Genomic DNA, 22,529 nt, shown 5'->3' with positions numbered 1-22,529 from the left:
CAGAGTAGCCGATTAGGCTTCGGTGTCTTCTTCCACGGCGTCTTCAGGCTCAGCGCCTTCTTCAAAGACTGCGGCAGCCGCGGCGGCGGCTTCAGCCGCTTCCTCGATCTGCTCGGTGGTCAGGACGTCTTCGCCCTTGGCCTGACGTTCGGCTTCGTCTTCGTTGCGCGCCACGTTGATGGTGACGGACACTTTGACTTCCGGATGCAGCACCACGGTCATCGGCACCAGGCCGATATCCTTGATCGGACGATCCAGCGGCACCTGGGTACGGTTCACAGTGAAACCGCCCTTGGTGATGGCTTCGGCGATGTCACGGGTGGACACCGAGCCATAGAGCTGGCCGCGGTCACCGGCCTGGCGGATCAGGGTGAAGTACTTGCCGGCAAGTTTCTCGGCGACCGTTTCGGCCTCCGACTTGCGCTGCAGGTTTTCCGCCTCGAGCTGAGCCTTGCGGGTAACGAAATATTCGCGGTTTTCTTTATTCGCGCGCAGGGCCTTCTTTTCGGGCAGAAGGAAATTACGGGCAAAGCCGTCCTTTACCTTCACTTCGTCGCCCATCTGGCCGAGCTTTTCGATGCGTTCGAGCAAAATCACTTGCATGTGTTTTAGCTCCTATTCCACGACATAGGGAAGTAACGCCATGAAGCGGGCGCGCTTGATCGCCTTGGCGAGGATGCGCTGCTTCTTGGCCGAAACTGCCGTTATGCGTGAGGGCACAATCTTGCCACGCTCGGAAATGAAGCGCTGCAACAGCTTGGTGTCCTTGTAATCGATCTTCGGCGCATTGGCACCGGAGAACGGGCAGGTCTTCTTGCGACGGAAGAAGGGACGACGCGCGCCGGCGCCTTCACCCGAAAAACCACCACTTTGAAAACTCATACTGCAGCCTCCTCGGTTTCAGCTTCCGGCTTGGCTTCAGGCTTGTCGTCACGACGGGCCTTGTTCGAGGACTGCTCGAACGATTCCACCTTGACGGTGATGAAGCGCAGCACATCTTCATTGATCTTGAGCTGACGTTCCAGCTCGACCACGGCCTTGGAAGGCGCATTGATGTTCAGGAGCACATAATGCCCCTTGCGATTCTTCTTAATGCGATAGGCAAGGCCACGAAGGCCCCAGTATTCCTGCTTCTCAACCACGCCACCTTCGCCTTCGACGATGGTTTTGAGGTGGGTTGCAAGGGCGTCGACCGCCTGCGCGCTGATATCCTGGCGCGCGATCAGGAGATGCTCGTAAAGAGCCATATCCTTGTCCCTTCAATGGCCCGCGGTGCGTCACTGCCGGGTAAAAGCAGCTTTCGCAATGGATCGGAAAAGACGGCGCACCATGCGCAACACACCCCATCGAAATGGGGTGGCTTTCCGACCGCAAGCCGGTTTGAAGGCGCCTCACTATCGTAAGTGCGCGCGTCTGACAAGAAAAATCGCGAAAAACCGCGCCGGAACGAGGCAGCAGGGCTTGCGGGGCTTTGGCAAGATGCGCCAAGCTAGCCCCCTGATTGTTTTCATCAATAGGAATTAAAAGGCAAAAATATGATCAAATTCCTGAAATGGGCCGCATCAATCCTGACCGGCACGCTAAACGGTTTGATCAAACTGTTTTTGGGTATTGTGATCCTGGTGGCCGCCGCGGCGCTGTACGGTCTGGCCCAGGGCGATGGCCTGCCCAAAAATATGGTGCTGAGCCTTGATCTGCGCGAAACCCCGACAGATTCCACCTCGATTGCGTACAGTTTTGGCCCGCATCACGCCTCGGTCATGGATATCGTCACCGGGCTAAATGCCGCCGCGCGTGATCCCAGGGTCAAGGGGGTGTCGGTGCGTCTGGGCGGGGCCGGTATGCCCATCGCGACGGCCGAGGAGTTGGGCGCCGCGTTCCAGCGTTTGCGCCACAGTGGCAAGTTCGTCGTCGTTCACGCCCAGGGTTTTACCGGTGAAGGGTTGGGCGATTATCTGCTGGCCAGCACCGCCGGAGAGATCTGGATGCAGCCCAAATCGCCGTTCAATCCATCGGGTGTCGGGGCCGGGCGGATGTATTTGCGCGGGCTGTTCGACAAGATCGGGGTGAAGCCGGAAATTGCCAAGCGCGCCGAATATAAAAGTGCCGCCGACATGTACACCGCGGCGGGGATGAGCCCGGCCGACCGCGAGCAGATGAATGCGCTGCTGCATGCCTGGTACGACAGTGCGGTGGGCGAGGCGGCCCATGCCCGCCACCTCACGCCGGTCAAGCTGGCTGCGGCATTGGAAAAAAGCCCGCAGATGACAGAAGCCGCGCAAAAGGCCGGGCTGATTGACAAGATCGGCTATGACGATGATGCCGAACATGCCGCACTGGCCCGCACCGACAATGGCGAGACGGTGGCGTTTGAAGATTATCTGGGTGCCAAACATGGCGGGGCTTCCTTAGGCAAAGGCCGCATCGCACTGATCGAGGTGAACGGGGCGATCATCGATGGCCATGCGGCCAGCGATCCGTTCGGCAAGAGCGAAAATGTTGGTGGTGATGACATTGCCGAAGCTATTCGCGATGCGGCCGCTGATGATCAGGTCAAGGCCATCATCTTACGCGTGGCGTCGCCAGGCGGTTCGGTCACGGCTTCCGATCAGATTTTGGACGCGGTGAAAAAGGCCCAGAAGGCGGGTAAACCCGTAGTGGTCAGTATGGGGGCGGTGGCGGCCTCGGGCGGCTATTACATCTCGCTGTCTGCTGATCGTATCATCGCGGAGCCGGGCACGATTACCGGCTCGATCGGGGTGTTTACCGGCAAAATGTCTGTAGACGGAACGCTGGCCAAACTGGGCATCAAGACCGAACAGATCAGTGTCGGTCATAATGCGCTGATGAACTCGCCTTATGCCGCCTATACCCCCGAACAATGGGCCGCAGTGAATGCCGAAGCCGATGCGATTTATGCCGATTTTACCGGTAAAGTGGCGGCTGGGCGGCATTTACCCTTGGCCAGGGTGCAGAACATTGCCCGTGGGCGGGTATGGTCCGGCAAAGATGCCAAGGCCATCGGTCTGGTTGATGCGCTGGGCAGCTTTGATGAGGCGGTGAAGGCGGCCAAGAAACTGGCCAAGATCGGGCCAGATACCCGTCTGGTGTTGGTACGTTACCCCCATCACAAGGGGCTGTTCGAGACTATGCGCCAGTGGTTCAGTGGGGCTTCTGCCTCGGTGCAGGCCTTAAGCAAATTGTCGGTGCTGCTGGATGCCCCGATGGTGCGCGATGTCCGTGAAGCGGTAGAAATTCCGCCGGGGGTATCGCTTACAGCGCAGGTGCCACGCTAAAATCTGCCGCCAAAGCAACAGAAAACAAAAAGGCCGCAGAATGATCTGCGGCCTTTTCTTTTACGTGCCTGAAGCGAGGCTTACAGCTTGGCGCTGAGCTTCAGATAGAAATAGCGGCCAACCATGTCGTACTGGTTGCTGACGGTCTGGACATAGGTGTCTTCGACCAGCGGCGGATCCTTGTCGAACACGTTGTCGATACCGACCGTGGCCGAATAATTATCCCACGGCAGGGTGAAGGACAGGTCAGTGTACAGCAGCGCCGGGACATGCATATCCGGATCCGAACGATACTCGGCGTCATAATAGCTCTGGGCACCGATAAAGCGTTCGGTGATGTCGAACGACGTACCAGACGGCAGGGTGATACCAAGGTCGAAGTTACCCTTCCACTTCGGATTGGCATAGCTCGAGGCATTGTCGACCCACTTGCCGGCATATTCGGTGACCGAACCATCGGCGTTCTGTTCGCGGAACTTGTTCAGCCAGCTAACCTTGAGGCCGAAGTTGAACAGCGTACCATCGGGCAGGCCAATGAACGGTGCCAGATCTTCCGTGGCATAGTTGACGCCGTAATCGATACCGTCGGTATGGGCCCAACCCAGATTGACATAGGGTTCGCTGTAGGACGAGATCTGCCCCGACGACGAACGTGCGAAATAGCTGCAATACGGGCTCGAATATCCGTCGCTCTTATAGCACATCGACAGAGCCGTATTGGCGTCCACTGTACCGATCATGTCGTTGAGGTGGATGTTGTAATAGTCAACGGTGATCGACAGGTTTGGCACCAGGAAGTCCGGTGTCAGCACAACACCCAGATTATACTGAACCGACTTTTCCGGCTTCAGATTGGCATTGCCGCTCAGCGTGGCGGTCAGCTGCGGGGTGGTCTGGCTGAAGGCGCCCTTGTTGTAGGTCAAACCCGCCTTGGAGAAGGAGGTGGTGCAGTTTGCGATAACCGTTGCATTGGACGGGCTTTCGCAAGGATCGGTATAGGCGTCAGCGCTGGTGCTGTTGCCGAGGAACATTTCCGAACCAACCTGCGGTGCCCGTTCACCGGTGCCATAGGAGCCACGGAAACGCACCGTGTCGTTGACGGCCCAGTTCACGCTGCCCTTATAGACCGTGCCGTCGCCCGAGGAAGAATAGTGCGAGAAGCGGCCAGCGAAGTCGAAGCTCAGCTCCTGTGCATAGGGAGCATTCTTCAACACCGGCAGACGCACTTCGCCGTAGATTTCCTTGACGTTGTAACCGCCCTGGGTGACCTGCGAATTGCTTTCGGCTGCATCACCCATCTGTGCAATCGCATCCGGAATCGATTTGACATATTCGCTGCGGTAGTCAATGCCCGCGGCCAGCCCGACCTTACCACCCGGTAAAGTGATCGGCAGTTCACCCGAAATATCGCCATAGGCAATCTGCTGCACATAATGCGACGACGATGACGACGTGTAGCTGATATAGGAAATATCTTCTGCGGTCAGGCTGCTGGTGCCCGACAGGGTAACGCTGCCGCAATTGGACGGCGCACCGGTTTCGCAGGTCGCATTGCCAACCAGTTCCTGCAACTTGGTCAGGTTAATGGCATTACGTTCGTTATCCGAGCTGTCGGACTGACCGTAGATGTAACCGGCCTGCCAGGTCCAGCCGAACAGATTGCCCTTGGCACCAACGCGTTCCTGGAAGGTGTTGACGTTATCGGTGAAATAGCGATCGCCAACTTCCGTAAGGCGCTTGTAGATCGTCAGATCTTCGCCCGTGGTGTTGTTCGGGTTGGTCGACGGCAGAATGAGGCCGTCCTGCCATTTGGCTGTGGTGGCTGCGCCGACGGGTTCTGCATTCAGGTCAGCCGCTGCCTTACGGTTCGTGAAATAGGATTCGACGAACAGGGTCAGGTTTTCGTTGACCTTGTAGTTGGCATTGACCGTGGCGTTGATCACAGAACGGGCCTGGATCAGGTACGGATTCATACCAGTGTTAAAATGGCTTCTGCCGCTTTCGCTGGTGAGAGAACCATCATCATTACCACTGAGATAATGCGTGACACCCGTATCATCGGCATAGGCATACTGACCCTGCGGGACATAGCTCGACGAAGTGTAGGTGCCGTGGGCCCAGCTGCGCGCCGACTGGCGAACCGGGTCTTCGGTGTAATAGTCAAGGCTGGCAATGATGTTGCCCTTGTCGCTGGCAACGCCAAAGGTGCCCGAGAACTGCTTGGTGGCGTGGTCGCCGTGGTTCGAGATGCCGCCCCCGACATTGAGCTGTGCACCGGTGAAATCTGTCTTGGTGATGACGTTGATAACGCCCGAGATGGCGTCCGCACCATAAATCGGCGACGCACCGTCTTTCAGTACTTCGACATGATCGATCATGCCCATCGGAACGCCGGCCATATCCTGGGCCTGGCCGCCATTGGCAAAGGTCGAGACCATACGCTCGCCATTGATCAGGATCAGGGTGCGGTTGGAACCCAGACCGCGCAGGTCAACCGTGGCGGCACCGCCGGGCGAAATGGAGTTCTGGTCTGCGCTGACCTGGCTCACTTCCGGCAATTTGTTCAGCGCCTGATCTAAGCTAACCGTTTTGCTTTTGGTGATGCTGTCGGTGGTGATGACGGTCAGCGGCGAGGCGGACATGGCATCGGTGGAGGCAATGCGCGAACCCGTTACCACCACAGTTTCCATAGTATCGGATGCGGCGCTTGTACTCGTCAGGGACAGTCCGATCGCTGCCGCTGTCGCCGCGCTCATCAGGAGCGCTGAACGAATGTTCATGTTGTACTTCTTCACATGTATCCCCATGGCTTTAGTGTTACGGGCGTTTTTTCGGCCGGTTTAACGCGTCTGGCCGAGGTGCAATTTTTTTGACGCACTGCACGACCCATTGCCTAAAAGGCTATGGCCCAAGCCCGGGATGGTCAAAACATGAATGCACTGCAACATGGTATGGAATGGGGCATGTTGTATTTATGATGCAAAAATAGGCTGTATAGAAATGAAAGACTAAAAATAGTGCACTTTGTAGTTTTTAAATTGCACAAAAAATAGTAAATGTGAAATAATGTTTTTGCACCAATGCGTTGAATTTACTAATTATAACAATGATTTAGTTAGTTTGTGGGCTGACCGTGTCTAAATAATGTGCGATATGGTGAAATTATAATCCGTTTGTGTTGCTCTGCGCGTGGGATCATTGCTGCAATCTTGGGACGGTAGTAACTTTTAATGCACTATATTTGAGCATTATTCCTCCGGGAAATGTAAAATCATGCTGCACATGCGAAGGTTGCCTGTAGCGTTTGGTTTCGTGCTTAAAGGCAATGCGTGGATGACCAGCCTGATACAGAAAATCCTCTTTGTTGGGCATGGAGGGAGGGGAGCGCTTTACGGCTGAGGAAATGTTGGTTGCCAGATTTCATGGCTATGGCTGCTGAGGTCTATTTTCATTGGCAAAATTTGGTGGAATAGTCTTCAGACCGTTAAATGGACAGGGGCTAATGTTGAAAGCTGTTTTGTGTGCTGGTGTTTTTTGCGTTTTGTCAGGGGCATTTGTTGGTAGCGCTTGGGCTGATGACGATCATCAAAAGCTGGCCGAGCCTGTTGCCAGTGTGCCGCCATCGCCTTCTGCGGCGGCTGATAACAAGACGCAGGTTTGCCATCAGTTACCAGCGCCTACCGGTACCCGGTTGGGTGTCCGTCGGGAGTGCCATACCCAAGCCCAGTGGGACGAAATCCAAAAACGTTCGCAAAAAGCCATCGAGGATATTCAAACCCGTGGTGGGCAAGCGGGGAAGGTGGGCGGCTAAGCGTCTTTATCGCTGACTTGATGCATCAAAACCGTAACGGCCTTGCCGTTACGGTTTTTGTTATAGAAAATCGGTATTACTTCGACGGGTAACCGAATTTTTCGATCCATGGTTTGAGATGGGGAAGGGCGGGTTCTAATTCTTTGGTATAATGGCGCCACTGCGCCATACCATCGCGGTTAAGCCCGCGTAGCACCTGTGTGGCACTGGGCGTAGCAATCGGCTTTTTGCGGGCCCGCTCGGCAAAGTGGCGCATTTCTTCTGTCCAGTCGACACCGAGGAAATCGCAGGCTTTACGAGTTTCGCCCTCAAAATCGTCAACCACAGCTTCATGCCGGACTACATGCCAATCAAGGCCGAGTTTTTCGCGGTAAACTTCGCCTAGCTCCATCACCGAGGCATAAAATTTCGCCGCCCCTTCAAGTGTCAGGAACTCATACATCGATTGATTAAGTGCGAATTGGCGCCGGAAACAGCTTAGCACCACATCGCGTGGGTCGCGGATGGCGAACAATACCTTGGCACCGGGAAACAGTTTGGCGATCACTGGCAGCTTAATCGTGGCGAGTGGCTCTTTATCGATGAAGATCTTTCCGGCAACATCAAGATGGCCGGCAACGCGTTTCCAGTAAGCCTTACGGTAGTGGTCCAGCTCGGTTTCGCCTGCTTTTTCCAGGCGGTCCGGCCCGCCGTCCTGGGTCAGAAATGCGCGTACGGCATCGACCAGAACCTCTTTTTCTTCGAGACTAACAATGGCAGGGTTGGTCGCCAGAATATTTTCCAGCAATGTAGTGCCTGAGCGGGGAAAGCCGATCAGAAAGGTATGGCCACGTACGGCGCTCGCGGGGCGTGGCTTGCTGGCAACTTGCCAGTTCGTATCGGCCTTGCTGAAATAATCGTAAAGCCAGCGGCTGTAATTGTAGGCGGTAACCCCATCATCGCGGGTAAAATTGGCAGCGAATAATCTGCGCCGTTCTTCATTGCTTCTGGTGTAGGCGGCGAAGGCTTCCGCATAGCGCTTTTGCGTATGGCACAGATCGCCCTTCAGACTAAGGGCAAAACTATGATCAAACGGCGGCGTGGCCCGATCCGCCAGCAGCGCTTCGATCATCGTTTCCGCCGTGCCATAATCATGGGCGGCCATGCGCGCTTTAATCAGCGATGTTTTGGCCAGCGCGTGCTTGGGTTCAATGCTCAGCGCTTCGTTCGCCAGCCTTTCTGTTTCCGTCCAGTCGGCGCGGCGGGATGCCAGCGCCGCCAGCCGTGCCAGCGGCTCGGCGGCTTTCGGGTCCAGTTCGTGGGTGCGGGCATAACTTTGACGGGCGTCTTCCAGCTCGCCAATCCGTTCCTGCGCCATGGCCAGATTGAAATGGGCAAAATGAAAATCGGGGGCGACACGAATGGCGTTCTGGAATGCGGCAATGGCATCCTGCCAACGTTCCAGTTTGGTCAGGCACAACCCTAACGCGTTTTGCACCATGGCGTCCGCCGGATCTAGCCTGGCCGCCACGGTTAGATCGCTTAAGGCTTCATTCAGCCGTCCCTGCTGCTCCAACGCAAAGGCGCGCAGGTTAAAGAACAGCGCGTCTTCATGGCCGCGGCTCAGTGCTTCTGTTGCGATTGCTACCGCTCGGTTGATATCACCCTCTCGTACGGCGTCCTGCGCGGCGGCCAATGCACGGGCTTTGTCTTCGATAGGGCTGGGCATGAAATCATTTCCTTGTACGTTTTGATCGCTTGTAGCGCGACGGTGCCGGTCGCTGAAAGTCTTTCATAAAAAAACGGCGGCCCATTGGGCCGCCGTCTGAAGAGATATTTGCGTCAGGATCAGAGTTTGATCGTGAGGTTAAGGAACATCGTCCGGCCCAGCGCATCATAGACGCCCGGGTAGGTGTTGCCGTTACCGCCCGACGGTGCGGAAATTGCCAGGTTGGCGGAGTCAACAATCGGCGGATCTTTGTCGAGGATGTTGTTGATACCGGCGCTGACCGTCACGCCCTTGGCAATCGCCCACTGACCGGCGATGTCAAAGTAGTTGTAGTCAGAGATATGGGAGTCGATTTTGTCGTACGCGTAACCATCGTTCAGCGAAACGTCGGTGCTGTTGCCATCAAAGTCAACGCGACCGAAATAGCGCCAGGCCACCGACACGCTGAAGTCCCATGGCGATTCCCACGTGGCGCGCATGGTATGACGCCATTTCGGATTCGGCGTACCACAGGTCAGGCCGAAATAGCCGGCGCAATTATAGGTATGCCCACCGTCATAGGGTTGGTCCATGTAACGCGGCTGATAGGTGCCGATCAGGCTGGTCGACAAAGTGCCGTAGTTCGGCAGACCAACCTGTTCCAGATCGAACTGGTAATTGACAGAAATATCCAGCCCTTCCGTCAGCAGATAGCCGGTGTTGATGTTGGTGGCTTCAACATAGCCCGAACCGGTCCCCGAACCGAACAGAACGCCATTGGTGCCGCGATGGATCAGGTCGCACCACTGGCTGTCACCGGTGTTGGCGCACTTGGAGATGATGATGCTTTCCGGAATCGTGCCGATCAGCTTCTTCACCTTAATGTGGTAATAGTCGACCGACGCGGTCAGGCCATTGATAAAGGTCGGGGTGAAGACAAAGCCAAGTGTGACCGTGTCAGACGTTTCCGGCTTGAGGGCTTTGTTGCCGCCGTAATAACCACCACACTGGCCCGATGAGCACTGTTCGATTTTACCGTAATCCGAAGACGAAACCCCGGTGCGTTCGCACTGGGCCAGCGAATACCCCGGGGTCGCACCGGCGCAGGGATCCGTACCGCTCCACAGGGCTGTGGAGTTGGGATAGAACAGTTCGTTGACATTCGGGGCGCGCACGGCACGCTGATAGGAGCCGCGCAGCTTGATATCGTCAATCACCTGCCAGTCGAGGGCGTATTTGTAGGAATCGACGTTACCCTGCACGTTATAGCTGGAGTAACGATAGCCAAATTCGACCGAGACATCGCGGGCAAACGGCTTGTCGCTGACCAGCGGCAGACGGCCTTCGATGAAGCCTTCTTCCACCGAGAAACCACCCGAAACGTTGGGCTGGGTGCTGCCCTGACCAGTCAGGTCGCCGGTCTGGAATTCCAGATCGTTCTTCAGAACCAGTTCTTCACGGCGATATTCCGTGCCGAAGTTCAGTGCCAGACCCGAAGCTGCCCACGGCGACTTGACACCAAACTGGGTCAGATCGGCCGTGATGTTGGCGTTGATCACGGTTTCTGTGGTGTGGCCCTGCTTAAAGCCTGGGGCTTTAAGATAGTTAATCATGTCGGAGGTCAGTGAATCCGTTGTGAACACATTGACCGGAACGCAGCTGGTGTCAGTACCGTCCATGTAGGATTTACAGACAATATTGCCGCTTGCATCTTTTGTTGCCTGCAGTGCCTTGGCAATGCGGGCAGAAGACATATCGTTCAGATAGTTTTCGGTATAGATCGCTGTGGCATACTGGCCCGAGATGTCATAGCTGAAGCCGTCGAGAATTTCGCCATTGGCTTCGAGCACTAAACGATAATCGGTGTGGCGCAGGTCATCCTGACGCCCGCCAGCCTCGGTAAAGCGGCGACCGATATAGGTTGAAACGTCCGTGTCACTGCCAGCGTTTGAGCCGCACATATAGCTCTGCAGGCTGCTGTTCATCGCCAGGTAGGGGTTGTCGCAGTTCACCGAATAATAGGTGCCGTAGAAAATGCCCGAGGGGGCAATCTGGGCCACCGTATGGTCGTCCATGAACATGAACGAGCTGGACAGGTTCAGATATTTGTTGACCTGATAATGGGCAAAGGCACCGCCCATATACCGCGTATCGGGACGCTGCAGATAGTTGTACGGTGCATAGTTCCAGGCATCTGTGCTGCTGCTGTATTTGGAGGTTGATGACCCCACGGCCTTGACGCCGCTGCTCTGGCTGGCAACTTTGAAACGGCCAGCCGGAATGGTGCCCGAACCGCCGCAGCTGTAGCTCGACATCGTGTAGTAGTTGACGGAGGTGGCGCAGGCCGACCAGTCACGCTGGGATTCGGTCACCGCACGCTGGGCGCGATAGCCAAAATAGGCGGTAACATTACCGCGACCGTCTTTGGTGTTGGCGCCGAAAATAGCCGTCATTTCGGTATTTTCGCCGTCCCACACCGTGCCAGCTGGCGCATCGTAGCCCGAGTCGGCCAGGATGCCGCGCATCATTTTGTTGCCATTGGCGTGCTGAGCAATGCCGCCCTGCAGGTCAAATTCAACGCCTTCAAAATCCTTGCGCATGATGAAGTTGACGACGCCGGCAATGGCATCAGAACCATAAACCGTCGAGGCGCCACCGGTCACTACTTCAACACGTTCAACCAAGGGGGTCGGAATGAAGTTCAGGTCGGCAACCGGATCATCCGGCGAGCCAGGCATCAGGCGTTTGCTATCGATAAGAACCAGTGTACGGGAGGCCCCAAGGCCGCGTAAATTGACCTCCGCCGTGCCTGATGCGCCGTTTGATGCGGCCGAAGTCTGGCCTGCAAATACCGATGGCAGGCTGTTGAGCATCGTTTCGACGCTGGTCGTGCCCTGATATTTAATTTCATCCTGGCTGATCGCCGTGATTGGCGTTGCGCTGTAAAGGTTTGGCGAGGGTAAGCGGGAACCGGTCACCACGACCGTTTCCAGTTCCCCGTCTGCCGCGTTCATGCTCGCCACTGACAGGCCAACTGCCGCCAGGGTTGCTGCGCTCACTAAAAGCGCTGAACGGAATTTAAGATGAGATTTTTGCACGTGTATCCCCATGTCATAAAGTTTCGGGTAAACGGCCCCCCCCCACTTCGAGGGGCCGTAGCTAAGCAATTCGTCGTTGCAAAACAGTACCCATTACTCACGAGGTTAGGTTGTGCCTTCGGGTGCCGTCAAAAGTTGTCTGCATGCCTGTGTGATGGTAAAACGTGCATGTTGCATATATGCTGCAAAAAGCAGCAGACTGGACACTAAGCTAAACTTTAGGCACAATTTTGGAAAACTTAATTACGTAATATAATGCAAAATTGTAATTTTTACAACGTATTTGGATGTGAGTAGAAAATTGTTTAAAAACAATAGGTTACAACTCTTAGAGGATACGTTGTGCTTGTATGGTAATCGATGTGGTTAAAAAGTAATCGTATTGCTGGCGGTTGAAATATCACAATTACCAAATGTATCGCGTAGTGCAGGGAATCTCCCCGGCGGGATTCGGGATTATGAGGGCTTTGCGTGACGCCACGTTGAAGGGTAATAAGGTGTGCGTTGAAGCGTCAGGAGTGTGCCGGTGGCCGATATAGTACCAAACGAAGATATGCCGAGTTTCGAGGCGGCGCTGCGCGAGCTCGAATCAATCGTTTCACGTCTGGAGCGCGGGCAGGCAGAGCTGGAAGAGTCGATTGCACTCTACGAACGCGGGCAGCGCCTGAAAAGCTATTGCGAAGAAAAGCTTAAGGATGCCTCGTTACGCCTTGAAAAAATTGTCGGCAGTGCTGGTGGTGCCCCGGTTAGCGCGCCAGCCAGCCTTGATTAAACCAAAAAGTCACCTTATCACCCCTATTGTGACATCTGAGTGTGACATCAAAGTGTGACATTCTGGTTCCGGATCGGGAAAACAGATAGGGCCAGCCGGCTTGACCTCCGTCCCAGCCTTGATTTGTTTCGGAGAAAGTCTGACTTTCTTGCCGGGAAGGGAACGTTATTAATGCAAGACTTGCGCTGCTGGCGGGCGCAGGTAGGGAGAGACATAATATGGGTGCAACAAACAATACTCCGCACCTTGATAAAGTGAATACGCCGGAAGAGCTGCGCGCCATGTCGCGGGCCGATTTGCGCGTGCTGGCAGATGAGCTGCGCAAAGAGCTGATCAATCTGGTTTCCGTAACGGGCGGCCATCTGGGGTCTAACCTTGGTGTGGTCGAGCTGACGGTGGCGCTGCATTACGTCTTTAATACGCCGTGCGATAAACTGGTCTGGGACGTTGGCCATCAGGCTTATGCCCATAAAATCCTCACCGGTCGGCGGGCGCGTATGCGCACCCTGCGTCAGGGTGGCGGGATTTCCGGTTTCACCAAGCGCAGCGAAAGCGAATATGACGTTTTCGGCGCGGGCCACTCTTCTACTTCTATATCGGCCAGCCTTGGTCTGGCGGTTGCCCGCGATCTACAGGGCGAGAAGCATAATGTTGTCTGCGTCATCGGCGATGGTTCGATGAGTGCCGGCATGGCCTATGAGGCGATGAATAATGCCGGGGCGCAGGATGCCCGCCTTATCGTCATCCTGAACGACAATGATATGTCGATTGCACCGCCGGTCGGCGCGCTGAGCGCCCATCTGGCCCGCCTGGTTTCCAGTCGGTCCTACCGCGGGATTCGGAAATTCGCCAAGAAGGCGGCCAGCGTACTACCGGCACCCTTGGCCTATCGCGTGCGCAAGGTCGAAGAATATGCCCGTGGCTTTCTGGCTGGTGGCACGCTGTTTGAGGAACTGGGTTTCTATTATGTCGGCCCGATCGATGGCCACAATCTCGACCATCTCATCCCGGTGCTTGAGAATGTGCGCGATATGCCCAATGGGCCGATCCTGCTGCATGTCGTCACCAAGAAGGGGCGTGGCTATCCGCCCGCCGAAAAAAGCGCTGACAAATATCACGGCGTGAACAAGTTCAACGTGCTGACCGGTGAACAGAAGATCCCGGCCTCGCGCGGACCGTCTTATACTAAGGTGTTTTCAGAGGCTCTGGTGGCCGAGGCGCAGCGGGATTCGCGCATCTGCGCCATCACCGCGGCAATGCCGTCGGGCACCGGCCTTGACCGTTTTGCTAAGGAATTCCCGGATCGTTTCTTCGACGTTGGTATTGCCGAACAACATGCGGTGACCTTTGCAGCCGGTATGGCAGCCGAGGGGATGAAGCCGTTCTGCGCGATATATTCCACGTTTATGCAGCGGGCTTATGACCAGCTGGTCCATGATGTGGCGATCCAGTCCTTGCCAGTGCGCTTTGCCCTTGACCGTGCCGGTCTGGTCGGCAGCGATGGCGCCACCCATGCCGGGGCTTTCGATCTTGGCTTTGTGACGTCTTTGCCCGGTATCGTGGCGATGGCGCCGTCGGATGAAAACGAGCTGATGCATATGGTGGCCACCGCGGCCGCGATTGATGATGGCCCCAGTGTGGTGCGCTATCCGCGTGGCGAAGGGATGGGCTTGCAGCGCCCGGCTGTGGGCACGCCGCTGGCCATTGGTAAGGGCCGGATTGTGCGCGAAGGTAATTCCATCGCGATCCTCAGTCTGGGTACCCGTCTGGAAGCGGCATTGGCTGCGGCCGATAAGCTTTCGGCCTATGGTCTGCCGGTTACCGTGGCCGACGCCCGCTTTGCCAAGCCGATTGACCGTGATCTGGTCCGCCGTCTGGCCCGTGAACATGAAGTGTTGCTGACGGTGGAGGAGGGCGCCATTGGCGGCTTCGCCACTCAGGTGATGCATTTCCTGGCGTGGGAAGGCTTGCTCGACAAGGTCAAATTCCGCCCGCTGACGCTGCCTGACCGTTTCCAGTGCCAGGATACCCAGGCCCGCATGTATGCCGATGCAGGGCTTGATGCCAACGGCATCGCTGCGGCGGTGTTAAGTGCGCTGGGGCGTGAAGATGAAGCCGCATCGATCAGTCAGATTGCATGACGGGCTTACGTGCCGACGTTTATCTGGTACAGAATGGTTACGCTTCGACCCGAGCTGAGGCGCAAGCCGCGATTCATGCCGGGAAGGTCTCTATCGACGGAAACACTGTGCAAAAAGCATCTCAAACGATAAAACCGGGTACCGCCGTGAGCTATGAACGGGCCCACCCTTATGTCTCACGTGGCGCACTGAAGTTACTTGGTGCGCTTGATTATTTCTCGATTTCGCCCCAGGGGCGGGTCTGTATTGACATTGGTGCGTCAACCGGTGGTTTCACCGAGGTCCTCCTGGAACGTGGGGCCGATAAGGTTTTCGCGGTCGATGTCGGCCATGGTCAGCTGCGTGAAAAGCTGGCGCATGATTCGCGCGTGGTCAAACTGGAGGGCGTTAATGCCCGCTTTCTGACCGCCGAGCAGGTCACCAGCCCGCTGGACGGCATTGTTGCCGATGTCAGCTTTATCGGTCTCAAGCTGGTACTGGCCCCGGCGCTGCATTTTGCCCAGTCGGGTTGCTTTCTGGTCGCCCTGATCAAACCGCAGTTCGAGGTTGGTCGTGAGCTGATTGGCAAGAACGGCATCGTCACCGACGAACAGGCGCAGGAAGATACTGTGCATGATACGTCGGCCTGGTTGTCGTCGCAGCCGGGTTGGAAGGTGCTGGGCACAATGGAAAGCCCGATCAAGGGCGGTGGCGGCAATACCGAATTCCTCGTCGCGGCGGTCAAAGCGTGAGCCTTTGCCGCCATTTTGGCGTGTGTGGCGGCTGCGCCTTTCAGGATAAGTCGCAGACCGAGTATCGTGCACTGAAGCTTGCGGCCGTAACGGCGGCGCTCGCCGGTTCCGGCGTGGCTGCCGAGGTGGAAGATCTGGTGATCGTGCCGCCGCAAAGTCGGCGCCGTGCCACGGTGAAGGCACTCAAAACCGAGGCCGGCACCAAAATCGGTTTTCATGCCGCCCGCAGCCATGACATTGTCGATATGACGGAATGCCGGGTGTTGACCCCGGCGCTGGTCGATTTTATCGGCGGTTTGCGTGCGATGCTGGACGAGCTGCTGCACAACGGCGAAAGTGCCGAACTGAAGCTGACCCAGCTGGACGGCGGCATGGATGTCTCGCTGCGTTGGGCGCGCAAGAATGATACAGAGACGCTGGCGCTGCTGGCCCGCTGGGCACAGAAGCTGAAAATTGCCCGTCTCAGCCGCGATGGCGTGGCACAGATTTCTCTTGTCCCTCCAACGGTGCGACTGGGGCTTGCGGCAGTAACCCTGCCGCCGGAAGCCTTTTTGCAGCCGACTTTGCCCGGCGAGCAGGCTTTGCAGGGCTTTGTTCTGGCCGCACTGGTCAAGGCCAGGAAGGTCGCCGACTTGTTTGCCGGTTGTGGCACTTTCAGCCTGCCGTTGGCGCAAAAGGTTTCGGTGCATGCCGTTGAACTGGAGGGCGACCATCTGGCCGCTCTGGCGGTGGCGGCACGTCAGCCCGGTTTCAAGCCGGTTACGGTGGAAAAGCGCAATCTGTTCAAGCAGCCGGTGACCGAGCGCGAGCTGAAGGCCTATGACGGTGTTTGTCTCGATCCGCCACGGGGTGGGGCCGAGGCGCAGGCCAGGGTGTTGGCCACGTCGTCGGTGCGCTATCTGGCCTATGTTTCCTGTGATGCGGCGAGTTTTGCCCGCGATGCGGCCATTCTGATCGCGGGCGGCTATCGGCTGACCGATCTGATCGCGGTGGATCAGTTCCTGTGGTCAAACCATATTGAATTGGCGGCATCCTTTCGTAAATCGGTCAAGCGCTTCCCGTAAAAGAAGAATTCGGCTAGACTACCCCCTGGAAATCCGAAAGGAAGGGGCTGGGTCATCATGGCCGAGATCGCCATTGTCGGTGCCGGTGCCGTTGGCTGCGTGGTTGGCGCAGCCCTGATCGAGGCTGGTCATCAGGTTACGTTTTGTGTGCGTCACCCTTTTGATCAGCTGTCTTTGCAAAAACGTGGCGAGGCGGTGAAAACCTATCCCGTCCGCACCGTGCTGCACCCTGGCGAGCAAGGCAAACCCGATTGGGTGCTGCTGTGCGTCAAAGCCCATCAGGTGGCCTCGGCGGCACCCTGGTTACATGGGGCGGAAAAGCTGGCGGTGCTGCAAAATGGTGTCGAGCATCGCGAGGCCGTCCGGCCCTATGTCGCCGATGATGCGGCGGTGGTGCCGGTGGTGGTCAATCTGCCGGTGGATCGCACCGCGCCCGGCACGGTGGTCTGGCACAGCCGCGCTATCCTGACCGCACCAGAAGATCCCCCCAGTGCGGAATTCGCTGCGTTATTTGGTGGTACTTTTATAAATGCACAGGTGTCGGCGGATTGGATCACCGCCGCCTGGACAAAAATGTGCGTCAACGCGCCGGGGGCTATTCTGGCGCTGACCGGTCAGACCATGGGCGTGTTCCGCAAGCGTGGCATTACCGGATTGGCGCGGGCCATCCTGTCCGAATGTGTCGCTGTCGCTCAGGCCGAAGGGGCTAAGATCGCGACAGATCTGATCGACCGGCAGGTTGCCGCCTTTTTAACCGAGGCTGATCGCGAGCCGGGTAACAGCAATTCGATCTATGCCGACCGCATGGCGGGCCGGGCGATGGAATGGAATGCGCGCAACGGCGTTATCGTGCGCAAGGCGGTTAAATATGGCATTGCCACACCGGTTTCGTCCACGGTGGTGCCGCTGCTGGCGGCGCTTGATCCGTAAGAATGGTGCGAAAAACCCGTCGCCACAGCATTTCGTGGCGACGGGGTTTGCGTCAGTTACCGATATTGGCCTTGAGAAATTTTTCCAGCTCGGTCAGATAGAGCACCCGACTTTCGGCGGTTTGAAAATAGTGGGTCTCGCCTTTAATCGGAATAAAAGTATAGGTTTTATGCGCTTTTTTGAGCGCAGCGGCCATATCCTCACTCTGATCAATGCGCACGGTGCTGTCGTCTGTACCGTGCATCAGCAGTATTGGTGCCCTGATCTTGTCGGCATGCAGCGCGGGCGAGACGGCATCCAGTTTGTCGGCATCGTCGCTGCGGTCGCCAATATAATGCGACCAGCTTGAGATCATCCAGGAATCCTGGCCATAATCTGTCGCGCGGGTTCTTAAGAATTGACGCAGGTCGGTAACGCCGGCCCAACTGGCGGCGCAGGCATAAAGTTCCGGCGTGAAGGCGGCCCCCGCCAATGCGGCATAACCACCATAGGAGCCGCCGACAATGCAGATGCGTTTGGGGTCGGCAATGCCGTCGGCAATAAGCTTCTTCACCCCGTCGGTGATATCGTCCTGCATCTTCAGGCCCCACTGGCCATATCCGGCTTCTTCAAATTTCTGTCCGTACCCGGATGATCCCCGAAAATTGGGTTGCAGCACGGCGTAACCGCGGTTGGCAAGAAACTGTGCCATCCAGTCGAATCCCATGGCGTCGCGCGCCATCGGCCCGCCATGGGGCATGATGACCGTTGGTAACGCTTCGGGGGCCTTGCCCGGCGGTAGGGTCAGATAGGCCGGAATGGCGAGCCCGTCGCGTGCTTTGTAGGGATAAGGTTTTACACTGCCAAGCTGATCGGCTTCCAACCCCGGATATGTTCCGGTGATTGATTTGGCGACATGTGTTTTGCGGTCAAGCAAGAAGTAATGGCGTGGCATCTGCGGCCCTTCCGCCGCGGCGATAACCATTTGTTTTGTGGCATCCCAGGTTACGGCGTGTACAGCTAACCCCGGGAACGCGGCCTCAAGGCCACGCTGTAATGCCTTCATTTCCGGATTGAAATACTGATCTTGTTGTGTGTCCGCGATAACACTGACGCCGATGGCACGGTCGGTCCATGGATCAGTCAAGACTTCGTCAATATCGTAACGTGGGTCCTGAAAAATAACGGATGCTTTGTTGCTGTCGGTTAGCGGTGCATTTTCTAACGCTAGCGTTGGTGCCGCATTCTCGCTGGTAATGATGCGTACAAAGCCATCACCGGTTTCATTCAGGCCAACAATGCCTGACGTTCTTCCACTTTCCGCACCAAAGCTGGCGGTCTCAACCCATTTTTCCTTTTCGTAGAGATAAAGGTGTTCTGCCAGCGGGGATTCTGTCCGATCCAGTCTGGCGACAACATGGCCATGGCCATCCATGAAGAACCTTTTGGTATCATGTCCGCCTTGAACGAGAGGGCTTGAATAACCGCTGTTCAGGTTGACAGTGAACAGAGCGCGATAGGTTTTACCATCATAGGCGCTAAACCGTGTCAGCGGCATAACGATGCTGTCGGGATCGTCGCTGTTTAAATCATCAATAATTGCGACGTTGTAGTTATAATTGCTGTCATCCATCTTGCTGAGCAGCATGACCGGATTTTTTCCGTCGCTGTCGATAGCAATCAATCGGGCCCAGACGTTGACGTCGTCCCCTCTGACCCGGAGATTTTGGGTGATGGTGACAAGCAGGCGGTTGTTGCGCGCCCATTGTACCGCAGAGATGAAACCTTTGTCATAAGGGATGACACTTGGTAAGTGTTCTATGTGTTCCAGATCATAGATGACCGCAACAGGACGCCCCTTGTAGGGGCGGATGACCGCCATATGTTTGCCATCGGGCGACAGGGCTGGCTGTGATAGTTCCGGCAGTTGGGCGAAGGCTTCTATCGGCGGATGGTTAACTGGCGCGGGCGTTGCCGATTGCGCTTGTCCCTGTTCTTGGCTCTGTGCCGATAGCGTGAAACACATCACGGCCAGCGCGGCAGCTCCCGCGCAGCGTACACGATATTGCATGATTCCCCCGTCTCTTTTAGGCACAGAGTAAGACGGAAGGGGAATGCCTGTCGACTACTTCTTTTGGTTGTTATTTCGGTGTGGCGCCATTGATTTTAAGCGAGGTCGTCACCGCCGCGACGATGCCATAGGGGGACTTGGCCCATACCCGCATCGGCACATTGAAGGTTCGCCCACCAGCGTTGAAGCTGGCGATCCAGGCATAGACATGGGGGAAGTTGGCGTCTTTGAGCACGCGCGGGCTGTAGCCGGAAATCTGCTTATAGATGATTTCACATTGTACGCCGGGGCCTTTGTACAGGCCGTTGTCGAGCTTGATCTCGATATCCTTGACCTTGCTCAGGCTCACCGTATAGCGGCGGCGACCATCGAACACCGGGGCGGTCACCGCACAGGGGTTCCCCGCCGCACCCGCGCCCGAAACAATGTAAACCATTGCTGACAGCGGATCGAACGTGCCCTTCTTCTCCTCTGGCTTTACCTCGTAGCCTTTGATCGGATAGGGCGGGTTGGTATAAAGCCGGGCGGGATAGCCGTTTTCATAGGTCAGGGCGACTTCCTGATGCTTCTCGTTATGGCCGGTATAGAACGAGTCATAGAGTTCGGGGGCCAGCAGATGCCCCTCGATCTTGCCCGATGCAGTGGCCTGAATCTCCGATTGCCAGAAAACGTTAACCACGCCGCTGGTCTGCAGGTTGGAGACAACATGGTATTTGCCCGCCGCAGGGGTGCCGGTAAACTTGGCGTCCATATCGACCTTACCCAGGCTTATACCGCCAGCATAAAGTGACATCGCCATTTCCAGGCTGGTGGCCGGCCCCTGAGCCATCCCCTGAGATGTGCTGGTACCACCTGCCGCCAGCGCCGGGGCTGCCAGCAGACTGGTAAAGCTAAGCACCAAACCGGCAACGCGGCTGTAACGGCGAATCGTATTGGGGGGATAGGACACGGATTTGGGCCTCGTAACAGGGTGACACAGGCGACAATAGGCAGTCAAATCGGCCTGTAAAGTTAACCTTTCGTGCATTTAGGGCGTTTTTCTTCAAATTGATGGTGGTTGCCCTTGACCTTACGCCCGCCCGCACTTATTAGGACGCCTCCTTTGCCTATTTAGCTTTCAAGGATGCATGCCATGTCTCGCCGCTGCGAATTGACCGGAAAAGCCCTGTTGGTCGGCCATCACGTTAGCCACGCCAACAACAAGACCAAGCGGATTTACCGTCCGAACCTGCAGGTGGTGTCGCTGGCCAGTGAACTCCTGGGTGCGAGCTTCAAGCTGCGCATCTGCATGAGCACCCTGCGTACGCTCGATCGTATCGGTGGTCTCGATCCCTTCCTGCTCAAGGCCAAGGCCGACGTGCTGTCGCCGCGCGCCCTGGACCTGAAGCGCAAAATCGTCAAGAAGATTGAAGCCAAGGCCGCCCCTGTCGCCGCCGCCGCTTAAAGTCCTTCTGACGTATACAGTTTTCGATACCTCGCTGGCAGATGCTGCCGGCGAGGTTTTCGTTTGTGTTATGACCCGGTATAGCTTTATCGGCGGGCGAGGGATGTCCAGATCCCCGCCGCCATGATCAGTGCGCCGCCCATGACGGTGCGCAGGGTGGGAACCTCGCCCAGCAGAAGAAACGCGTAAAGGCTGCCATAGACCGGCTCGAGCCCGAACAGCACGCCGACGGTTTGCGCTTTGATGACCCTGAGGCTGGCCACCACCAGCCCCTGCGCCAGCGCGGTGAACACCACACCCAGGATGATAAGCAGCCCGATGACATGCAGCACGCTGCCTGCCGGGATGGCGACAAAGCCCGAAAACGCAAAGGGCAGGGCGCAAAGCGCGGCGACCGCCTGCTGGTAAAACGAGATCGTAGCCGCCGCATGGCGCCGGCTATAGCCCCGGTTTAGCAGGGTGAGCGAGGCATAGGCAAAGGCGGCGAACACGCCCCACAGCGCCCCTTGCGTGACATGGTTGGCCAGATCGAAGCCGGGGGCGACCAGCACCAGCCCGCCGCAGGTGGCCAGCGCGGTGACAATATCGCGTTTGCGCAAACGCTCGTGGAAGAACAGCGGTTCCAGGAATGTGGTGAATAGCGGAAATGTCGCGGTGGAAATCAGCGCCACGGCAATGCTGGAAATCTGGATCGACTGAAAGAACGCAAACCAGTGTGTGGCCAGCAATATGCCCGACAGGATCAGCAGGAATAAATCGCGCCGGTCGCGGATGCGCAACGACGTGCCGGTGGCAAACGCAAACAGCATCAGCGCGATGGCGCCAAATGCGGTGCGGCCTGCGGTGAGGCCGCTAGGTCCAATTGGCAGATATTTGGCAAACAACGCCACACCACTGGCAATCAGAACGGCGGTGTGAATCTGGATCAGGCCGATGCGATGGCCGTGGGGCGGGTGTGTCATTACCGCACTATTACTGCTTTACCCGGTGCGATCAATCGGGCGCATGCAAAGCTCGGTCTCAGTCCCAGCCGAGCCAGGCCAGCGCCTTGGTTTCATCGTGGAAGGCGTGATGCTGGGTGCGTGGAAAGCGCGTGGCATTGATCTTGGTCAGCGAGGCGGTAATGACGTCGCGCACGACATAGGCATTCTTGTTGGTGGTGCAGGTCCCTGTGGGCATGACATCGGAAATCTTGGCCATCTGTGCCCAGTCGAGTGCTCCGGTGAAGGTCATCATGTTGACCAGGACAGAAAAATTATCATCTGGCAGCAAGCCTGCTTTAACGGCTTCCTGCAGCACGCCAAGGATGTGGTGACCTGCAACTTCGCCTTCAAACACCAGATAAAGCCGGTGCTCCCAAACGGCTACCAGCGCATAGGCCGCCTTGTAGCCCTGAACGAAAATCCGCGCCGGACGATGCGCACGGATATACGCCGTCAGAAGCTCGTCATGTTCCGTTCCGCTCACTTCCATACAATGTCTCCAAGCGTGTCCCAGCGCTAAAC

The 22,529-nt window shown here is 56.8% G+C and carries 18 protein-coding genes; 8 read left to right on the top strand and 10 right to left on the bottom strand.

Going from position 1 to position 22,529, the window contains the following annotated elements:
• Window positions 1–12 precede the first annotated feature (12 nt).
• Genes rplI through rpsF form a run of 3 tightly spaced genes read right to left on the bottom strand, consistent with a single transcriptional unit; the run spans window position 13 to window position 1,247 of the window.
• On the bottom strand, window positions 13–603 hold the full coding sequence (gene rplI, locus ACZ5RI_RS11695) for a 50S ribosomal protein L9 (protein ID WP_464513360.1): 591 nt from the start codon (window positions 601–603) through the stop codon (window positions 13–15).
• A gap of 12 nt (window positions 604–615) precedes the next feature.
• Window positions 616–882: a 30S ribosomal protein S18 gene (gene rpsR / locus ACZ5RI_RS11690; protein ID WP_464513359.1), complete on the bottom strand. Its 267-nt coding sequence runs from the start codon at window positions 880–882 to the stop codon at window positions 616–618.
• Entirely contained in the window at window positions 879–1,247 is a 369-nt protein-coding gene (gene rpsF, locus ACZ5RI_RS11685) for a 30S ribosomal protein S6 (protein ID WP_464513358.1), read from the bottom strand. Before rpsF ends, rpsR begins: the two co-directional genes overlap by 4 nt.
• Before the next feature lie 288 nt (window positions 1,248–1,535).
• On the opposite strand from rpsF, the gene sppA reads away from it, so the two are divergent.
• A complete protein-coding gene (gene sppA, locus ACZ5RI_RS11680) occupies window positions 1,536–3,296 on the top strand; it encodes a signal peptide peptidase SppA (protein WP_464513357.1) in 1,761 nt (586 codons plus the stop codon).
• Between the two features lie 80 nt (window positions 3,297–3,376).
• On the opposite strand, the gene ACZ5RI_RS11675 is transcribed toward sppA, so the two are convergent.
• Window positions 3,377–6,076 carry a TonB-dependent receptor plug domain-containing protein gene (locus tag ACZ5RI_RS11675; protein WP_464513356.1) on the bottom strand — a complete coding sequence of 900 codons (2,700 nt, stop codon included), beginning with the start codon at window positions 6,074–6,076 and terminating at the stop codon, window positions 3,377–3,379.
• A gap of 722 nt (window positions 6,077–6,798) precedes the next feature.
• Between ACZ5RI_RS11675 and ACZ5RI_RS11670 the strand changes: the two genes are divergently transcribed.
• Complete coding sequence (locus ACZ5RI_RS11670; protein WP_464513355.1) at window positions 6,799–7,107, top strand: hypothetical protein; 309 nt, start codon at window positions 6,799–6,801, stop codon at window positions 7,105–7,107.
• Window positions 7,108–7,183: 76 nt separating this feature from the next.
• Here the strand turns inward: ACZ5RI_RS11670 and ACZ5RI_RS11665 are convergent, their stop codons facing one another.
• Together ACZ5RI_RS11665 and ACZ5RI_RS11660 are read right to left on the bottom strand one after the other, a co-directional pair.
• Entirely contained in the window at window positions 7,184–8,815 is a 1,632-nt protein-coding gene (locus tag ACZ5RI_RS11665; RefSeq protein WP_464513354.1) for a tetratricopeptide repeat-containing sulfotransferase family protein, read from the bottom strand.
• 119 nt (window positions 8,816–8,934) lie between these two features.
• Window positions 8,935–11,853 (bottom strand): TonB-dependent receptor plug domain-containing protein, encoded by a 2,919-nt coding sequence (locus ACZ5RI_RS11660; RefSeq protein WP_464513353.1) that lies wholly within the window; start codon window positions 11,851–11,853, stop codon window positions 8,935–8,937.
• A gap of 565 nt (window positions 11,854–12,418) precedes the next feature.
• On the opposite strand from ACZ5RI_RS11660, the gene ACZ5RI_RS11655 reads away from it, so the two are divergent.
• The 5 genes from ACZ5RI_RS11655 to ACZ5RI_RS11635 all read left to right on the top strand — a co-directional run bounded on the left by ACZ5RI_RS11655 (window position 12,419) and on the right by ACZ5RI_RS11635 (window position 17,530).
• On the top strand, window positions 12,419–12,664 hold the full coding sequence (locus ACZ5RI_RS11655) for an exodeoxyribonuclease VII small subunit (RefSeq protein WP_464513352.1): 246 nt from the start codon (window positions 12,419–12,421) through the stop codon (window positions 12,662–12,664).
• Between the two features lie 218 nt (window positions 12,665–12,882).
• Entirely contained in the window at window positions 12,883–14,805 is a 1,923-nt protein-coding gene (gene dxs / locus ACZ5RI_RS11650; RefSeq protein WP_464513351.1) for a 1-deoxy-D-xylulose-5-phosphate synthase, read from the top strand.
• Window positions 14,802–15,536 (top strand): TlyA family RNA methyltransferase, encoded by a 735-nt coding sequence (locus ACZ5RI_RS11645; protein WP_464513350.1) that lies wholly within the window; start codon window positions 14,802–14,804, stop codon window positions 15,534–15,536. Before dxs ends, ACZ5RI_RS11645 begins: the two co-directional genes overlap by 4 nt.
• Window positions 15,533–16,600: a class I SAM-dependent RNA methyltransferase gene (locus tag ACZ5RI_RS11640; RefSeq protein WP_464513349.1), complete on the top strand. Its 1,068-nt coding sequence runs from the start codon at window positions 15,533–15,535 to the stop codon at window positions 16,598–16,600. The genes ACZ5RI_RS11645 and ACZ5RI_RS11640 overlap by 4 nt, the downstream gene beginning before the upstream one ends.
• Before the next feature lie 57 nt (window positions 16,601–16,657).
• A complete protein-coding gene (locus tag ACZ5RI_RS11635; RefSeq protein WP_464513348.1) occupies window positions 16,658–17,530 on the top strand; it encodes a 2-dehydropantoate 2-reductase in 873 nt (290 codons plus the stop codon).
• 52 nt (window positions 17,531–17,582) lie between these two features.
• Here the strand turns inward: ACZ5RI_RS11635 and ACZ5RI_RS11630 are convergent, their stop codons facing one another.
• Both ACZ5RI_RS11630 and ACZ5RI_RS11625 read right to left on the bottom strand, forming a co-directional pair.
• Entirely contained in the window at window positions 17,583–19,580 is a 1,998-nt protein-coding gene (locus ACZ5RI_RS11630) for an alpha/beta hydrolase family protein (RefSeq protein ID WP_464513347.1), read from the bottom strand.
• Window positions 19,581–19,650: 70 nt separating this feature from the next.
• Complete coding sequence (locus tag ACZ5RI_RS11625; RefSeq protein WP_464513346.1) at window positions 19,651–20,529, bottom strand: DUF3108 domain-containing protein; 879 nt, start codon at window positions 20,527–20,529, stop codon at window positions 19,651–19,653.
• A gap of 183 nt (window positions 20,530–20,712) precedes the next feature.
• Here ACZ5RI_RS11625 and rpmB point away from each other — a divergent pair, with 183 nt between their 5' ends.
• Window positions 20,713–21,024 (top strand): 50S ribosomal protein L28, encoded by a 312-nt coding sequence (gene rpmB, locus ACZ5RI_RS11620; RefSeq protein WP_464513345.1) that lies wholly within the window; start codon window positions 20,713–20,715, stop codon window positions 21,022–21,024.
• Window positions 21,025–21,110: 86 nt separating this feature from the next.
• Here the strand turns inward: rpmB and ACZ5RI_RS11615 are convergent, their stop codons facing one another.
• Together ACZ5RI_RS11615 and ACZ5RI_RS11610 are read right to left on the bottom strand one after the other, a co-directional pair.
• Window positions 21,111–21,986 carry a DMT family transporter gene (locus ACZ5RI_RS11615; RefSeq protein ID WP_464513344.1) on the bottom strand — a complete coding sequence of 292 codons (876 nt, stop codon included), beginning with the start codon at window positions 21,984–21,986 and terminating at the stop codon, window positions 21,111–21,113.
• A gap of 58 nt (window positions 21,987–22,044) precedes the next feature.
• Window positions 22,045–22,497, bottom strand: a complete 453-nt coding sequence (locus ACZ5RI_RS11610; RefSeq protein WP_464513343.1) for a hypothetical protein — start codon at window positions 22,495–22,497, stop codon at window positions 22,045–22,047.
• Between the last annotated feature and the right edge of the window lie 32 nt (window positions 22,498–22,529).

Source organism: Micropepsis pineolensis (assembly GCF_055392125.1).
This window is presented reverse-complemented; position numbering and strand designations above follow the sequence as displayed.

Bases quoted from the DNA above. Each gene is read 5' to 3' on its own strand.
- rplI (WP_464513360.1), bottom strand. From the start codon at position 603: ATGCAAGTGATTTTGCTCGAACGCATCGAAAAGCTCGGCCAGATGGGC.
- rpsR (WP_464513359.1), bottom strand. From the start codon at position 882: ATGAGTTTTCAAAGTGGTGGTTTTTCGGGTGAAGGCGCCGGCGCGCGT.
- rpsF (WP_464513358.1), bottom strand. From the start codon at position 1,247: ATGGCTCTTTACGAGCATCTCCTGATCGCGCGCCAGGATATCAGCGCG.
- sppA (WP_464513357.1), top strand. From the start codon at position 1,536: ATGATCAAATTCCTGAAATGGGCCGCATCAATCCTGACCGGCACGCTA.
- ACZ5RI_RS11675 (WP_464513356.1), bottom strand. From the start codon at position 6,076: ATGAACATTCGTTCAGCGCTCCTGATGAGCGCGGCGACAGCGGCAGCG.
- ACZ5RI_RS11670 (WP_464513355.1), top strand. From the start codon at position 6,799: ATGTTGAAAGCTGTTTTGTGTGCTGGTGTTTTTTGCGTTTTGTCAGGG.
- ACZ5RI_RS11665 (WP_464513354.1), bottom strand. From the start codon at position 8,815: ATGCCCAGCCCTATCGAAGACAAAGCCCGTGCATTGGCCGCCGCGCAG.
- dxs (WP_464513351.1), top strand. From the start codon at position 12,883: ATGGGTGCAACAAACAATACTCCGCACCTTGATAAAGTGAATACGCCG.
- ACZ5RI_RS11645 (WP_464513350.1), top strand. From the start codon at position 14,802: ATGACGGGCTTACGTGCCGACGTTTATCTGGTACAGAATGGTTACGCT.
- ACZ5RI_RS11635 (WP_464513348.1), top strand. From the start codon at position 16,658: ATGGCCGAGATCGCCATTGTCGGTGCCGGTGCCGTTGGCTGCGTGGTT.
- ACZ5RI_RS11630 (WP_464513347.1), bottom strand. From the start codon at position 19,580: ATGCAATATCGTGTACGCTGCGCGGGAGCTGCCGCGCTGGCCGTGATG.
- rpmB (WP_464513345.1), top strand. From the start codon at position 20,713: ATGTCTCGCCGCTGCGAATTGACCGGAAAAGCCCTGTTGGTCGGCCAT.
- ACZ5RI_RS11615 (WP_464513344.1), bottom strand. From the start codon at position 21,986: ATGACACACCCGCCCCACGGCCATCGCATCGGCCTGATCCAGATTCAC.
- ACZ5RI_RS11610 (WP_464513343.1), bottom strand. From the start codon at position 22,497: ATGGAAGTGAGCGGAACGGAACATGACGAGCTTCTGACGGCGTATATC.